This window comes from Phytohabitans rumicis, from assembly GCF_011764445.1.
Taxonomy (GTDB): Bacteria; Actinomycetota; Actinomycetes; order Mycobacteriales; family Micromonosporaceae; genus Phytohabitans; species Phytohabitans rumicis.
This window is the reverse complement of sequence record NZ_BLPG01000001.1, coordinates 8,767,411-8,782,266: the sequence shown is the minus strand read 5'-3', so window position 1 is coordinate 8,782,266 and position 14,856 is coordinate 8,767,411. Positions and strand designations below refer to the sequence as shown.

At 73.0% G+C, this 14,856-nt stretch carries 12 protein-coding genes; 7 read left to right on the top strand and 5 right to left on the bottom strand.

Features of this window, described 5'->3' with window-relative positions; genetic code table 11:
• Nucleotides 1–2: 2 nt before the first annotated feature.
• The gene (locus tag Prum_RS39780) at nucleotides 3–2,462 is read left to right on the top strand and encodes an immunoglobulin domain-containing protein (RefSeq protein ID WP_173082086.1); all 2,460 of its coding nucleotides are present in this window, start codon (nucleotides 3–5) and stop codon (nucleotides 2,460–2,462) included.
• Here the strand turns inward: Prum_RS39780 and Prum_RS39775 are convergent.
• Nucleotides 2,459–3,670 (bottom strand): glycosyltransferase, encoded by a 1,212-nt coding sequence (locus Prum_RS39775; protein ID WP_173082085.1) that lies wholly within the window; start codon nucleotides 3,668–3,670, stop codon nucleotides 2,459–2,461. The genes Prum_RS39780 and Prum_RS39775 overlap by 4 nt on opposite strands.
• 38 nt (nucleotides 3,671–3,708) lie before the next feature.
• On the opposite strand from Prum_RS39775, the gene Prum_RS39770 reads away from it, so the two are divergent.
• From Prum_RS39770 to Prum_RS39750, 5 genes are all read left to right on the top strand, one after another.
• Nucleotides 3,709–4,323 carry a hypothetical protein gene (locus Prum_RS39770; protein WP_173082084.1) on the top strand — a complete coding sequence of 205 codons (615 nt, stop codon included), beginning with the start codon at nucleotides 3,709–3,711 and terminating at the stop codon, nucleotides 4,321–4,323.
• A 30-nt stretch (nucleotides 4,324–4,353) separates the two neighbouring features.
• The gene (locus Prum_RS39765; protein ID WP_173082082.1) at nucleotides 4,354–4,752 is read left to right on the top strand and encodes a VOC family protein; all 399 of its coding nucleotides are present in this window, start codon (nucleotides 4,354–4,356) and stop codon (nucleotides 4,750–4,752) included.
• Nucleotides 4,742–5,281: an RNA 2'-phosphotransferase gene (locus tag Prum_RS39760; RefSeq protein WP_173082080.1), complete on the top strand. Its 540-nt coding sequence runs from the start codon at nucleotides 4,742–4,744 to the stop codon at nucleotides 5,279–5,281. Before Prum_RS39765 ends, Prum_RS39760 begins: the two co-directional genes overlap by 11 nt.
• Nucleotides 5,281–6,570, top strand: a complete 1,290-nt coding sequence (locus Prum_RS39755; RefSeq protein ID WP_173082078.1) for a hypothetical protein — start codon at nucleotides 5,281–5,283, stop codon at nucleotides 6,568–6,570. The genes Prum_RS39760 and Prum_RS39755 overlap by 1 nt, the downstream gene beginning before the upstream one ends.
• Nucleotides 6,571–6,679: 109 nt before the next feature.
• On the top strand, nucleotides 6,680–6,946 hold the full coding sequence (locus tag Prum_RS39750) for a helix-turn-helix domain-containing protein (protein ID WP_246278417.1): 267 nt from the start codon (nucleotides 6,680–6,682) through the stop codon (nucleotides 6,944–6,946).
• A 9-nt stretch (nucleotides 6,947–6,955) separates the two neighbouring features.
• Here Prum_RS39750 and Prum_RS39745 read toward each other — a convergent pair whose 3' ends face one another.
• Nucleotides 6,956–9,763, bottom strand: a complete 2,808-nt coding sequence (locus Prum_RS39745) for an AfsR/SARP family transcriptional regulator (RefSeq protein WP_173082076.1) — start codon at nucleotides 9,761–9,763, stop codon at nucleotides 6,956–6,958.
• Between the two features lie 142 nt (nucleotides 9,764–9,905).
• On the opposite strand from Prum_RS39745, the gene Prum_RS39740 reads away from it, so the two are divergent.
• Nucleotides 9,906–10,388 (top strand): nucleoside deaminase, encoded by a 483-nt coding sequence (locus Prum_RS39740; RefSeq protein WP_173082074.1) that lies wholly within the window; start codon nucleotides 9,906–9,908, stop codon nucleotides 10,386–10,388.
• 110 nt (nucleotides 10,389–10,498) lie between these two features.
• Here the strand turns inward: Prum_RS39740 and Prum_RS39735 are convergent, their stop codons facing one another.
• From Prum_RS39735 to Prum_RS39725, 3 genes are all read right to left on the bottom strand, one after another.
• Entirely contained in the window at nucleotides 10,499–11,356 is an 858-nt protein-coding gene (locus Prum_RS39735) for a DUF427 domain-containing protein (protein ID WP_173082072.1), read from the bottom strand.
• Nucleotides 11,357–11,463: 107 nt separating this feature from the next.
• The gene (locus tag Prum_RS39730; RefSeq protein WP_371871335.1) at nucleotides 11,464–13,560 is read right to left on the bottom strand and encodes a cellulase family glycosylhydrolase; all 2,097 of its coding nucleotides are present in this window, start codon (nucleotides 13,558–13,560) and stop codon (nucleotides 11,464–11,466) included.
• A 58-nt stretch (nucleotides 13,561–13,618) separates the two neighbouring features.
• Complete coding sequence (locus Prum_RS39725) at nucleotides 13,619–14,815, bottom strand: hypothetical protein (RefSeq protein WP_173082070.1); 1,197 nt, start codon at nucleotides 14,813–14,815, stop codon at nucleotides 13,619–13,621.
• Nucleotides 14,816–14,856 lie beyond the last annotated feature (41 nt).

The window sequence follows — 14,856 nt, the reverse complement described above, 5'->3', positions numbered from 1 at the left end:
CCGTGCGCCGAACGTTGCCCCTCTGCCTGGCGGTACTCGCCGCGGCCGCGACCGCCCTGGCCGTCCCGGCCGGCGCCGCGGCGGAGCCCGTCACCGGTACCGGCTCGGAAGGCCAGCGGCTGACCGTCTCGAAGACCGTGCTGGACCCCGCCGGCGAGACCGTGCGGGTGACCGGCACCGGGTACGACACGGCGAAGAGCATCTACGTCGCGGTCTGCCAGGACAACGGGGACGGGAACCTGCCCACACCGTGCGCGGGCGGCGCCGACACCACCGGCGGATCCGACGCGATGAAGTGGATCGGCACCGACCCGTACGGCAGCGGGCTGGCCATCCCGTGGGGACCGGGCGGCACGTTCGACGTGCAGATCGTGGTGCGGGGCAAGTCCGAAGGACTGGACTGCGCCCGGCTCACCTGCGCGGTGGTGACCAGAGTGGACCACCGCAACAGCGCGGACCGCTCCCAGGACGTACGGATACCGGTCACGTTCACCACGCCGCCGGCGGGACCGGGCGAGGGAGACGGAGTCGAGCCCGGCACGGTCGCGGTCAAGGAGACCGGCGTGCTGCGCGTACCGGAGGGCCCGTCGCCGGTGCTCCTGCACCCGGAGTCCGGCACGCTCTACGTCGGCGCCGTGCTCGGCAGCGGCAAGGGCGGCGTGTACGCGCTGGACCCGGCCACCGGCGCCGAACTGAGCCGGGTCACCGACGTCAACCTCGGCGCCACCGTCCGCCGCAACGCCAAGGTCAGCTATCTCATCGGCCCGGCGCCCGGCGACGGCGTGTACTTCGCGTCCGGCCCGGTCCTCGGGTACACCCGCACGGGCGACACCCAGGCGGTCGGCCTCGCCGCCCCGCTGGCCCGCACGGTCCGCGGCGCCGCGCCCGGCCTGACCCCGGACACGGTGTTCGTCTCCCGCGCGGACGGCACCCTGGAAGAGGCCCGGTACACGGACGGCGCCTGGCAGACCACCCGATCCGTCCCGATCGGTGGCAGCGGACCGGTCACAGTGGACACCACCACGGGTACGGTCTGGGTCGGCACCGGCATCGGCGCGCTGACCAAGGTCGACGCGGGCACGTTCACCGCCAGCACGCTCGCCATCGAGACCGGCAGCACCGAGGGACCCTCGTCCCTCACCGCCGATCCGCGGCGTGGACGGCTCGTGCTGACCGCCAACCTGCCCGCCGCGGTGGTGGTCGTCCACGCCGGCACCGGCGCCGTCCTGCACCGCGTGGCCGGCGAACCCGAGCGCCCGCCCACCCGGTCCTACCTGGACCCGAGCGGCGAGGTCCTGTACGTCCTGGCCCCCGGGCACCCCGAGTCGCGGGTGCTGCTCTACGACGCGGACACGCTCGCACCGCTGGCCGACCCGGTGACGGCACCGTCCAACGTGCACGGTGTGGCGGCCCGGCCCGGCGGCGCCGAGTTCTTCGTCACCAACAACGCCGAGGACACCGTCTCCCGGTACGCCAAGCTGGTCTCCCCCGCGGTCACCGCGCACCCCGCCGACCTCGCCGCCCAGCCCGGCGCCGACGTCACCTTCACCGCCGCGGCCACCGGCACGCCCGCGCCCACCGTGCGCTGGCAGGTCAGCCCGGACGGCGCCCAGACCTGGCACGATCTGGCCGGCGCGACCGAGACGACGCTGTCGTTCCCTGCGCGGTCCACACAGGACGGATACCGGTACCGGGCACTGTTCACCAACGAGCTGGGGACGACGCGTACGACGGCCGCGACGCTGACGGTCACCGCGCCGAGCCCGTCGCCGAGCGCCAGCACGCCGACGCCCGCGCCCACCCCGACCGTGACCGCCACGCCTACCGCCACCGCCACGCCCGACGGGCCGTACGGCACCGGCACGGGCACCGGGGCGGACGGCCAGACGCTGACCGTCACGCCGGTGAACAACCTCGACCCGGCCAGCCAGAAGGTCACCGTCACCGGTCGCGGGTACGACGAGTCCAAGGGCATCTACGTCGCCTTCTGCGCGTACCAGGGTGCCGGGCAGCTGCCCACGCCCTGCCTCGGCGGCGCCGACATGAGCGGTGACTCGCACACGTCCGCGTGGATCGCCAACGACGACCCGTACGGCGCGGGCCTGGCCACCCCGTACGGCCCGGACGGGTCGTTCGAGGTCGAGCTGACACTGAGCGCCAAGGACGAGAGCCTCGACTGCTTCCAGGTGACCTGCGCGGTGGTGACCAGAGTGGACCACCGCAACAGCGCGGACCGCTCCCAGGACGTCGCCGTCCGGGTCGGCTTCGCCGGTCAGGACCCGGTCGACCCGAGCAACCCGACCACGCCGGGCGGCGGGGGCGGCAGGCTCCCCCGTACCGGCAGCGCCTTCGTGCTGCCCGTGGCCGGGCTCGGCGGGCTGCTGATCGCCGCCGGCATCGCGATCGTCGTGGTGACCCGCCGTCGCCGGGTGCCGCGGGCCACCACCCCTAAGGCATCCTAGGATGAAGGTGTACGCACGTCCTCGTACGCCCGCAGGGTCTCGTCGGCGAACCGGTCCGGCGTGTGCTCCCGCGCGATCATCTGCCCGCGCCGGCCCAGGCCGCGCGCCTGGTCGGGCGCCCGCAGCAGCGCGGCGATGCCGGCGGCGAACGCGGCCGGGGCCGGGTCGGTGAGCCGCATGGCGGCGGACAGCGGGTGGCTCCCGTGCAGCGCCCCGTCCGTCAGCACGATCGGCACGCCGGACAGCGCCGCCTCGTGCAGCACGATGCCCTGCGTGTCGGTCGCGGACGCAAACGCGAACACAGTGCTGGCCCGGTACGCCCCGTGCACCTCGGCGGGGGGCAGCGCCCCGGTGACGACGGTGTGCGCGGCCAGCCCGGCCCGGTCGAGCCGGCGCTCCAGCCGCAGCCGCCCGGACCGGGGACCGACCAGCAGCAGCGTCGCCGCCGGCACCTGCCCGCGCACGATCCGGAACGCGGCGAGAAGCAGCCGGATGCCCTTCTCCGCGGACAGCCGGCCCACGAAGAGCACGACGGGGGCATCGCCGGCGATCCCGAAGCGGGCCCGGAACTCGGCACCCGTGGGACCGTCCGGCGGGAGGCTCGCCGGGGTGGCGATGACCCGCACCTTGCCGGCGTAGGCCGCCATCCGGCAGCGGCGCAGGGCGTTCGCCGTCGGCGCGATGATGACCCGCACCGCGTCGAAGATCCGCGCGTTGGCCTCCTCGACCGCCCCGTACTGCCCACCGGGGTGCACGGCCGGGCCGCGGCGCAGGTGCCGCCCGTACACGGCGGTGCCGGCCCGGATCACCGGGGTCGGGATGTAGTAGTGCTCCGCGTACCCGTGCATGTCGGTGTGGTACGTGTAGACCGCCGGGACGCCGAGCTGCCGCGCCACGGTGAGCCCGGCCGCCCCGAGCGGGCCCGGCGTGTGCACGTGCGCGACGTCCGGCCGCCACGCCCGTACCCGCTCGCGCATCGCCCGGATCGGGAAGAACGCGAACCGGAAGTCACCCATCCCGGTCGGCATCGACGGCACCCAGATCACCTCGCCCACCCCGGCCTCGGCGTCACCCCACAATGGACCGGTGCTGACCACCGCGCTGTCGTGACCGCGCCCGCCCAGCAACCGGACGAGCAGCCTGATCGAGGACGCGATGCCGTTGACGCCACCGACCGTGGCGTCGGTGAAATGTAGGATCCTGGTCAATGCCCCCGCGTCCCTCACCCGTCACGCCACTGTGGGCAGTGGGCACGGCCGTCGCCGTGTGCGCGGCTGGCTTCGGCGCGCTCACCGTATTCTCGGCGCTGCGGCCGGCGCCCGCAGCCCTGCCGGGCCTGTTCGACTTCGCCAGCGCCACGTGGGGCGACGGGCTGGCGCTGCCAATCATGTGCGGCGCCCTGGTGTACGCCGTGCGCACCCTCCCGGCCGCCCGGCGGGACGCGCCGCTCGCCACCGCGGCCGGCCTCCTCGGCGGCGCCCTCGGCATGGCCACCGAGGCGGTGTGGCTGCGCGCCGACTCGCCCCGGCTCAACTGGACCCTCCCCCAGGCGCACCACTTCACGGTGGCCGGCTGGTACCACGCCGCGTTCCTGGTGCTGGTGTGCACGGGGGCCGCCGCGCTGTGGGCGCTCGCGCTGCACCGCACCGCGCACGCCGGGCGGCTCCCCTGGCGTACCAAATGGTCTCTTGCCGTCGCGGCGGCCGCCGGGGCCGCGTTCCTCGCGCTGCTCATGGTCGACGCCCGCGCGGCCGTCGTGACCGACGGGCGGAGCCTGCTGGGACTGCTCACCGGGACGGCAGCGATCCTGGCGGCCGCCGGCGGGGCCGCCGCCCGGCGGCGCCGGGCGAAACCCGGTTGACCGGCCGGATCACGGCGGCAGACTACCGCCATGAGCCGGCTCGCCGCCATCGTCATCCACTGCCGCGACCCGTACGTCGCCGGGCCGTTCTGGTCGCGCGCGCTCGGCCTGCCGCCGGTCGACGAAGACCGCGACAAGCTCGCCAGCCGCACCCTCGAACCGGACGAGTCGGTGCTGCTGCGCGACCCGCAGGGCCGGTCGCCGGACGTGTGGGTGAGCCCGACCGAGGACGACCTGGACGAACGCGGCCGCGGCCTGGTCCACCTGGACCTGCGGCTGGACAACCTGGCCGAGCTGGACGCGCTGGTGGCCGCGGGCGCCACGGTCCGCTGGGAGGTTACCTCGCCGCACCGCTGGACGGTCCTGGCCGCGCCGGACGGCGTGCTCTTCTGCGCCATCCATCCGCGGGAGGACGAGCATGGAGCGTGACCGCCTCGTCAAGCTGAGCAAGCGGATGTCCAAGGCGCTGCGCCACAACCCCGGCCGGGTCGGCCTCGTCCTGGACGCCGCCGGCTGGGTCCCGGTGGACACCTTCCTGACCGCGATGGGGATCAGCCGGCCCGACCTCGACGCGGTCGTGGCCGGCAACGACAAGCAGCGCTTCGCCATCGAGCACGGCCCGGACGGGGTGGAGCGGATCCGCGCCAACCAGGGCCACTCGATCGCGGTCGACCTGGAGCTGCGCCCGCAGTCCCCGCCCGAGGTGCTCTACCACGGCACCAGCGCGGCCGTCCTGCCGTCCATCCGCGCCACCGGGCTCAACCGCGGCGGCCGCCACCACGTCCACCTGTCCGCCGACACCGCCACCGCCCACCGGGTCGGGGCCCGGCGCGGCGGCGCCGTCGTCATCATCACCGTGAACGCCGCGGCGATGGCCGCCGACGGGCACGACTTCTACCGCAGCGCGAACGGCGTCTGGCTCACCGAATCGGTCCCCCCGGCGTACCTTCTGACGTGATGGCCTCGCTGGTGTTCTTCCCCGCGCACAACGACCGCGGCCAAGAGCTACTGGACTCGTACGTGCGGCCGGCGTGCCGCGACCACCGCGTCCGCCTGCGGGTTGCCGACCGCGGCGCACACCGGGGTACGGCGCTCAAGGCCCAGGTGTTCGCGGACCTCGTCCTGTGGGACTGTTCCGTCGAGCCGGCCGGCCACGTGTACGGGGCGCTCGACACCTGGTCCAAGGTCCGCGAGAACAACCTGCTCGTCAGCCGCACCCCGCTGCCCCGCAATGTGCTCGCGCGGCACCAATGCGCGCCGATCCATGGCGCCACCTTCAGCAACGCGGTGCTCGGCGAATGGCTCGACCGCTGGCTGGCCAACCGGTTTGGCGACCCGGTCAGCGACGCACCTACCGCCGACCTCGCTCGGCACTACTGGATGTACGACCGGCCCGCCGACTACTTCCTCAGCTTTCGCGGCACCCACGAGGAGAGCGCCGCCGACTGGGCCGCCGCGTACGCACGGACCCACGGGGTGACCGTGCGCATGGTGCCGGCGGGCGAGTACTCGTACCCCACCGAGTGCGTGACCCAGCAACAGATGTGGGAGGGCGTGGCCCGCCTGCGGCTGGAGATGACCGCCACTCGGCGCGTGATAGTGCACTGGTCTGCCACCGGATACCTCGATTCGTTCTGGACGTCCAGCGAGCTGTTGCTGGCGCTGTGGATGCACAACCACCTCGACCGGTCCGGCCGAGCCATGCTGGACGAGGCCCTCTTCGTCGCGGACGGCAAGGCGCCGGCACCGCTGCGGGACATCGCGCTGCCACGGCCCACCGACCCCGAGCTCGACCGCCTCGTCGAGCTCCTCAACAACGCCGACCCGTACACGTCGGCGCCGGAGACCCAGATCGCGCCGCGCGGGCTGGGCCGGCTGACCCGGCTCTTCGTACGGCGGTTCGGTTGGTACAAACCGGAGTTCACCACGCCGAGCTTCTGGCACACGGTCCGCGTCCCTTGTCCGGGCTGCCGGCCAGCCGACCGCCAGCCCGGTGCCATCTCCTGGTCCCGCCACCTCGCGCTCCCTGGCGACGCGCCGGCCACGGACTATTTCGGCTACTTCCCGGCCGAACCCGCGAGCCTGGAAGGCGGCACGCTCACGTGCCCCGGCTGCGGCCATCGGCTCCGGCTGGTCAACCGGCGCGGCGTACGCACGTTGTGGGTGCCCGTGCTGACAACGGAGAAAGACCAGGACCGGCCGGTGATCCAGGAGCACAAGGTCTGGGAAGTGGTTCCGGCCGACTAGGTGCCCGATGCGCCATCGCGCAGCGCCACCTGCGTGATCGCGCAGGCGCCGGACACGAATCGGCAACGGGTGATGGACCCTGCCGGCCGGTGGGTGGTTACATGCCCGCGTGCCACAGGACATGCTCGACCCCCGCGAGCAGGCGCTGGTCAAGCTGCTCGCGCAGGGCCACACCGACGCCACCGCCGCCCGCGAGCTGCGCATCAGTACGCGGTCGGTCTCCTCGATCGTGCGGACCCTCATGGACCGGCTCGGCGTGGACAACCGCTTCCAGCTTGGCCTCGCCCTCGGCGCTCTGCACGCCGCCACCCTGCCGCCGAACCCCGATGTCCCCGATGTGGACGGGTCTAGACATGGTCGGGGACCGCATACCTGAGAGTCATATTTATACCTGTGAGGTATCTGCCTCACGTCTCGCATCCCGCCCGGCCGATTCGGCCTGGAGGGTCGCGATGGCGTCGCTGACCTCGCGGGCCTGCGGGTCGTCGAACTCCTTCAGGGTGGCCACGGCGCCGTCCCACGCCGCCCGGGCCAGCTCGGCGTGGCCGGCCAGGAAGAGGGACTTGCCCACGTCGACGCGGACCATGGCCTCGAAGCGCGGGTTGCCGAGCGAGCGGAACATGCCGATGGATCGGCGGAAGGCGTGCAGGGCCTGCCGGTGCCGCCCCAGCGCCAGGTACGCGCGACCGAGGTGATGCTGGTTGGTCGCCTCGCCGTTGACCTGATCCAGCTCACGGTTGATGGCCTGGGCCCGCACGTGGCAGTCGATCGCCGCGTCGTAGTCGCCGGCCGCCTGGAGCGCGACCCCGAGGTTGTCCAGGTTGAGGGCGCGCCCGCAGTCGTACCCGATCTTCTCGCAGTACGCCAGGGCGCGGCTGGCGTACCAGCGGGCGGTCTCGTGGTCGCCCTGCTCGCCGTATGCCAGGCCCAGGTTGCCCAGCACCATCGCCTCGCCGCGGGCGTCCCCCGCGTCCTGGAAGCAGGTCAGCGCGGCCTGGAAGTGGCCGGCCGCGGCCGGGTCGCCCTTGTAGTAACACATGCAGCCCAGGGCGTTGAGCACGTAGCCCTCGCCGATCCGCTCGCCGGCGACCGCGGCCGCCGCCACCGCCCACCCGTGCAGCTCGATCGCGTCGTGCAACGGGATCCGGCGCTCGAAGAACGCGATCATCGACATGACGATGCGCCACGAGTGGCCGCTCCAGCCGTTGTCGTGGGCCCAGCGGATCACCGACCGGATGCCGTCGTACTCCTCCTCGAACCAGGCCATCGCGGTCGTCACGTCCGCGAACCGCGGCGGCGTCGCCTGGGGCAGGTACGGCGCCACGTAGTCGCGGCGGCGGTGCGGGAGCAGGCGGCTGTCGGCGGCGACCGCCGCGTGCAGGTACCAGTCGAGTAGCCGGTGCACCGCCCGCACCCGCTCCGGCTCGCTCTCGTCGCGGCTGGCCTGCTCCCGCGCGTACCAGCGGACCAGGTCGTGCAGCTCGTAACGGCCAGGCCGGCGCTGCTGCACCAGGTGCGCGGCCACAAGGTGGTCCAGCACCCGCTCGGCCCGGTGCACCGGCAGGCCGGACAGCGCCGCCGCGGCCGCCAGCGAGACCTCGTCGGCCGGGTGCAGCCCCAGCTTGCGAAACATGCCGGCCGCGTCCGGGCTCAGCGCGCGGTACGACCAGGACAGCGCGACCCACAGGTCGTTGTGCGGGTCGCCGTCCCCGTCGCGGAACACGTCCAGCCGGGCCCGCTCGTCGGTCAGCGCCCGCACGACGCGGGTGAGGCCGCCCGCCCGCTGGGCCCGCTCGGCGACGATCGCCAGGGCCAGCGGGTGCCCCGCGCACAGCTCCACGAGGTGGGCCGCGGGACCGCTCTCGGCGGCCACCCCGTCCGGCCCGTACGCCGATGCCAGCAGCGCCAGCGCCTCGCCCGGCCGCAGCGGCCCGAGCGTCACCCGGTGCGCGCCGTCCCGTACCGAGAGGCCGCGCAGCTGGTTGCGGCTGGTGACGATGACCAGGCTGTCGCCGCCGGGCAGCAGCGCGCGCACCTGGCCGGCGTCCCGCGCGTTGTCCAGCAGCATCAGCACCCGCCGGCCGGCGAGCGTGCTGCGCAGCAGGGCGGCCCGCTCGTCGGCGCCCGGCGGGATCAGGTCGCTGCGCACGCCGAGGCCGCGCAGCAGCGCCTCCACCGCCGCGGACGGCGACACCGGCTCGCCGGGGCCGTAGCCCCGCAGGTTCAGATACAACTGCAGATCCGGGTACGCCGGCGCGATCGAGTGTGCGAAGTGGACGGCCAACGTCGTCTTCCCGATGCCCGGTGCGCCGTCCAGCGCGACGATGCGGGTCAGCCGCCGTTCGTCCCCGCCCATCGCCGCCGTCAGCCGGTGCAGCTGCTCCAGCTCGGCCCGGCCGGTGAAGTGGGCCACGTCGTGCGGCAGTTGCCGGGTGGCGCCGGCCTCCACCGGTGGCGCGGCGGACGCCCCGTCGCGCAGGACCCGGGCGTGCACCTCCTGCAACGCGCCGCCCGGCTCGATGCCCAGCTCGTCGACCAGCGCCGCCCGCACCTGCCGGTACGCCTCCAGCGCCTCCACCCGCCGGCCGGAGCGGTGCAGCGCGTCGATCAGCCGCGCCCACAGCGACTCGCGGGTCGGGTGCACCCGTACCAGATCGCGCAGCTCCGGGATGACGGCGCTGGACTGCCCGGACCGCAACTCCAGGTCCATCCGCCGCTCGGCGGCGGCCGACCACTCGTCCTCCAGCAGGGGTACGACCTCGCGGTCGAGCCACACCGACTCCACACCCGTGAACGGCCGGCCCCGCCACAGCGCCAACCCCTGGCGCAGCAGCTTGAGCTCCCCCTCGGACCCGTCGCCGGTCTCGGCCGCGCGCCGCAGCAGGTCGCGGAACGCCCACAGGTCGATCCGGTCCACCGCGACAGCGAGTTGGTAGCCGTCCCGCGCGGTCTGGATGGCGAACGGCCCGAGCAGCCGGCGCAGCCGCGCCACGTACGTGTGGACCGTGGCCCGCTCGCGGCGTGGCGCCCGCTCCGGCCACAGCCGCGCCGCCAGCAGGTCCACCGACACCGACTCTCCCGCCGACACCAGCAGCGCGGCCAGCAGCACCCGCATCTTTCCCGCCGGCACCGACACGGCCCGCCCGCCGGCGCGCACCTCCCACGGCCCGAGAATCCGGAAACGCACGTCCACCCCGCTGATCATCGTCCCCCCTCGATGACGCACCCACAAAAGTCAACCCCACCCAGCGACACAAACACTCATACGCCCCCTCCTGCGCTCCTTGATCGGCGAACGCCGAGGGCCACCGGGCGCGGCCCGTTAGGGTTCGGGCATGACCGGATCCACACAGGACGCGGCGCTGTTGGCCCGCGCCATACGGCTCGCCCTCGACAACGCCGCCGCCGGGCAACTGCCCTTCGGCGCGCTGGTGGTACGGGACGGCGCCGTCCTGGGCACCGGCGTCAACACCGCCCTGCGGGACCGCGACCCGACCGCGCACGCCGAGGTCGCGGCCGTCCGGGACGCCTGCCGCGCGGTGGGCCAGGTGCACGTCACCGGGGCCACGATCGTGTCCAGCTGCGAGCCCTGCGCCGTGTGCCACTCCGTCGCCGTGACCGCCGGCGTGACGCGCATCCTCTACGCCGCGCCCAAGGAGGCCGTACCGGACCTGGGCTACCCGGCCCCGAGCGACAACGCCGAGTTGCTGGGCCGGATGCAGGAGCTGCTCCGCTCGGCCGCGCCCGACCAGCTCATCCACGTACCGATCGAGGGCGCCGAGGAACCGTTCCGCCGCTACGTCGCCGGCCGGGCCTGACGCCGGCCGGCGTTCGCCGATCAAGGACTTTCCCGCCGATCAAGGGCGAACGGTCGTGGAAAGAGATCCAACCACGGCCATATGCCCTTGATCGACGCACAAATAGGGGGCTAGAGGTCGTTCTCGAAGCTCCGGTCGCGCCACCAGTCGGGGTTGGCCCAGGGGCCGCCGGGGCGGGTTTCGCGGACGCCGTCCACGTCGACGTCGACGCGCTCGTTGAAGAACGCCACCTGGTCGCGGGCCGGCGCGGCGTCCGGCCGCGGCTCGCGGTACGTCCAGGCCAGGTTCACGTACGGCGCGTCGCCGACCAGCACCGACCAGTAGACGGCCTCGCCCTTGTACGCGCACCGCGTGGTGTGCTCGGTCGGGGTCAGCGGGGCGACCACGTCCTCGATCGGGAAGTACCAGCGCGGCACGAGGCCGGTCTCGTAGATGACGGTGGCCCGGTGGCTCTCCGCCAGCGTCACCCCGTCCAGGCTCACCCGGACGTGCCGGGACGACTGGAGCGCGTCGACCCGGTGGTACGGGTCGCGCACGTGCGCGATCGCGAGCAGCTCCTCCTCGTACCACTCGTCCATGGCCCGCCAGAAGAGGGCGACCAGCCCGCGGAGCCGCTCGGCCTCCGGCGGCGGGGCCGGGTACGCGAGCGCCGCGCGTTCGACGAAGCGGTCACCGAGGCGCAGGTGCCAGAGCTCGCTCGCGCCGAGGAACGCCGACGGCTTGCCGGCGCCCGCGGGCTCCAGCAGGTCCATGCGCACGTCCTCGGGCGGGAAGTAGCAGCGCGGCAACCGCCCCGGCTCGTGCAGCAGCTGACCGCGCGCGCTGTCGACGATCGGCTCGCCGGCGACGAGGCCGCGCATGCGCCGCGGGTACGGATCGATCAAGACCGAGCCGGCCCGCGGCAGCTCGGGTGCGAACACACCGGCCGGGGCGTGGCCGAACGGACCGGTGCCCATCGTGAGTGCCATTGCCCCAGCCTCTCACTTCCCGGCCGGGCCCAACCCCGTCGATCTTGAACTTGTCAGGCCCACATGTCCGGAATGGAACCTGACAAGTTCAAGATCGACCGCAGCTCTCAGGTGAGCGTTCCCGTCACGTTGCCGCCCGACTTCGTCACGTAGTAGGTGAGCTGGGCGCCGCTCCAGAAGTGGAACGTCAACGTGACGCGTTGCCCCTCGTTGACCTCGGCGAAGAACTCGGGCTTGAGGGTGATGGTGTTGGCGGTGTAGTTGGGTGCGAAGGTGACGTCGAACTCCTTGAACGAGGTCCAGTTGTGCGGGCCGGCGTTGCTGCCGTCGGCGTACCTGGCCTCCATGGTGGCGAGCTGGTCGCCGCGGAACTGGGCGGGTACGGCGAACGCGCCGGTCGTACCCGTGGCGCCCGCGAGGATCGGGGTGTCGTAGGTGATGATGCTGATCCGCCACGGCACCCCGGCCGAGAAGCGGGCCTGGATGTTGGTGTTGACGCCGTACGCCCGGCTGCCGACCAGCCGGGTGACCGCGGCGGCGGTGAGCGTCAGGGTGCTGCCGGACACGGTGTAGTCGGCGCCGTTGGCCAGATCGGTGGTGCCCTGCCGCAAGCCTTGGAAGCTCAGCCCGTTCAGGTTCAGGGTCAGCGACTTGCTGGTGATCGCGGCGGTGCGGGAGACGTACACCTGGTCGGATGAGGCGGTGCCGGAGCGGGTGGTCCAGCTGGACTTGATCTGTCCGATCAGCTCCGCGTCGGCCCACGCGAACGACGTACGGCCGAGGTGCTGGCCGTTGTCCCACAGCATGGTGGTGATCTGCCGGTTGCGGGCGTAGTAACCGAAGTACTCGAAGAACTTCAGCTTCTCGCCCTGCTCGATGGTGCCGGTGTGCCGGTCGAAGCCGAGCAGGCCGTACTCGCCGATGATGACCGGGATGCGGCGGGCGACGAACGCGTTGTAGACCCGGTCGAACGCGCCGGTCAGGTCACTTTGGACGGTGGCGTCGAAGCGGGTGCCGCCGGCCACGTTCACGCTGAACGGCCAGTACCCGTAGTAGTGCACGGTGGCGATCAGGTTGGCGTCGCCGGTGGCGGTGAACCAGTTCAGCGCCGGGTCGACGCGGGCGGCGTCGGCGGAGGTGTGCAGGGTCGGGATGACCAGCAGCCGGGACGCGTTGCCGCCGCCCGAGGCGCGCACGATACTGCGGAACGACGTGTTCAGCTCGTTCAGCAGGCTGATGGACTGTGCCTCGTCCGACGCGCCGGTGAACTGCGGCTCGTTCACGCTCTCGAACACCAGCCGCGAGGAGTGGCCGCGGAACGCGGCGGCGATCTGCGTCCACAGCGCGTTGTACCGGGCCAGGACGTTGGTGCGGTCGCTGGGCATCGTGTTGATCCACTGCCACGAGTCGTGGTGAATGTTGATCATCACGTAGAAGCCGTCCGCGATGGCCCAGTCGACGACCTCCTTGACCCGGTTGAGCCAGGCGGCGTCGATCGTGTAGTTCGGCGCCGACCCGTGGTGGTTGCTCCACGTGACGGGGATCCGGATGCTGTTGAAGCCCTGCGCCCGCACGTTGTCCAGCAACGCGGCGGTCACCCGCGGGTTGCCCCACGCCGTCTCGTCGGCGCCCACCGCGTCCAACGAGTTGCCCAGGTTCCAGCCGGGCTGCATCGCGGCGACGGCCGCCATCGCGTTGCCGGGCTGCGGCGACGTCGTGGGCGAGACGGTCGGCGAGACGGACGGCGAGACGCTGGCCGACGGACTCACGGTCGGCGACGCCGTCCCACCCACGCTGCCGGTGCAGACCGTGCCGTTGAGCGCGAACGACGTCGGCGCGGTGTTGGAGCCCGTCCACGAGCCGTTGAACCCGAACGAGACCGTCGCGTTCGTCGCGATGGCCGCGTTGTAGCTCACGTTCCTCGCGGTGACCTGGCTACCCGACGACGTGACGGCCGCGTTCCACGCCTGCGTCACCGCCTGACCGTTCGGGAACGTCCACACCAGACTCCACCCGTTGATCGGGTCACCGAGGTTGGTCACCGCCACGTTGCCGGTGAACCCGCCCGGCCACTGGCTCGCCACCGAGTACGTCACCCGGCAGCCGGCCGCCGCCTGCGCGCTGACCGCCACCATTACCCCGGCCGCCAGCAGCGCGGCCGCGCCGCCCGCCACCAGACCGACCCGCCAACGGGTACCTCGCACGGTGCCACGCTCCTCGCTGAGACGACGCCAGACGTGGCACGCAGAGTAAGTCGGGTCGTCAAACTTTGTCAATCGGCGGATGACTATCTAGCCCGCGTACGGCCAGGTAGACGGCGCGGACGGCGAGGGTGCGTTCCACGTCGTCGATGATCGGTGCGAAGAACTGCCGCCGGTGGTCCGCGTCGCTCATCGAGGTGACCGCGAAGTACATGCTGCCGAACCCGGCGAAGAGCGTCGCGTTGCGCAGCAGCGCCACCGGCACCGCCGGAAACAGCACCGACCGCGCCGGCTCGCCCCCGATCCATTGCTCGGCCGTCTCGGGCGTCACCACCAGCACGCCCAGCACCAGGAAGAACGCGAACAGCGCCAGCCCGACCACGGCCGCCTGCACGAGCTGGCGGGTGGCGAGCACCAGCAGCAGGTTGCGGGACTGCCGGCCGTTGAGCGGCACCGCGGGGAGCGGCCCGTCCGGCGTGACGTCCTCGATCGGCGCGTCGGCCAGCGGCGTGTCGGCGCAGGCCGCGGACAGCCGCGGCGGGCTCAGGTCCTGCTCCACCCGGCCGATCTCGTCGCGCAGCCGGGCCGCCGCGGCGAGCACCGTCACGGCCGCGAACAGGCCCACGACCAGCGCCAGCCGCCACCACCCGAGCCGGTTCATGGCCTGCCACAGCTCGCCGGTGAAGAACAGGAACAGCGTCACGAACAGCAGCGCCGGCAGCGCCCGCCCCAGCAGATGCACGCTGTTGCGCAGGTCGTAGATCGTGTGCCGGACCGCGCGGCGCAACAGCGCCCCGAGGCCGTACGTGGTGACCAGCAGCGTCCCGGCGAAGACCGCGGCGAAGAAGATGACGAACCCGAGCAGTCCGACCACGCCGCCTCCGGGCGGCGTGACCGCGCCGTCCACGGCCAACTGCAGCAGGGGTACGGCGACCGGCATCGCCGCGTACCCGGCGAGGATCGCCACGGTGGTACGCCGGGACAGGCGCGGCGCGCGGCGCACGAGCGCCCCGATGGCCCACCGGACGGCCACCGTCACCGCGGCCACCGCGCCGAGCAGGACCCAGCGCCCCGAGCCCGCGGACTTCAGCGGCACCAGCCACACCAGGCTGGCCACGGCCACGAGCGTCAGCGACGGCAGCATCCGCGGCAGCACGTGCGACGCGAAGCCGTACCCCTCGATCATGGTCGGCACGCCGCGGCGGACGAACCAGCGCTCGGTCCGGCGCGTCAGCGCCCTGGTCGCGGTGAACGGCACGGCCCGATCATGTCAGGCTTGCGCAGCTCAAGCGGCCACCG

Bases quoted from the DNA above. Each gene is read 5' to 3' on its own strand.
- Prum_RS39765 (WP_173082082.1), top strand. From the start codon at position 4,354: ATGAGCCGGCTCGCCGCCATCGTCATCCACTGCCGCGACCCGTACGTC.
- Prum_RS39760 (WP_173082080.1), top strand. From the start codon at position 4,742: ATGGAGCGTGACCGCCTCGTCAAGCTGAGCAAGCGGATGTCCAAGGCG.
- Prum_RS39755 (WP_173082078.1), top strand. From the start codon at position 5,281: ATGGCCTCGCTGGTGTTCTTCCCCGCGCACAACGACCGCGGCCAAGAG.
- Prum_RS39740 (WP_173082074.1), top strand. From the start codon at position 9,906: ATGACCGGATCCACACAGGACGCGGCGCTGTTGGCCCGCGCCATACGG.
- Prum_RS39735 (WP_173082072.1), bottom strand. From the start codon at position 11,356: ATGGCACTCACGATGGGCACCGGTCCGTTCGGCCACGCCCCGGCCGGT.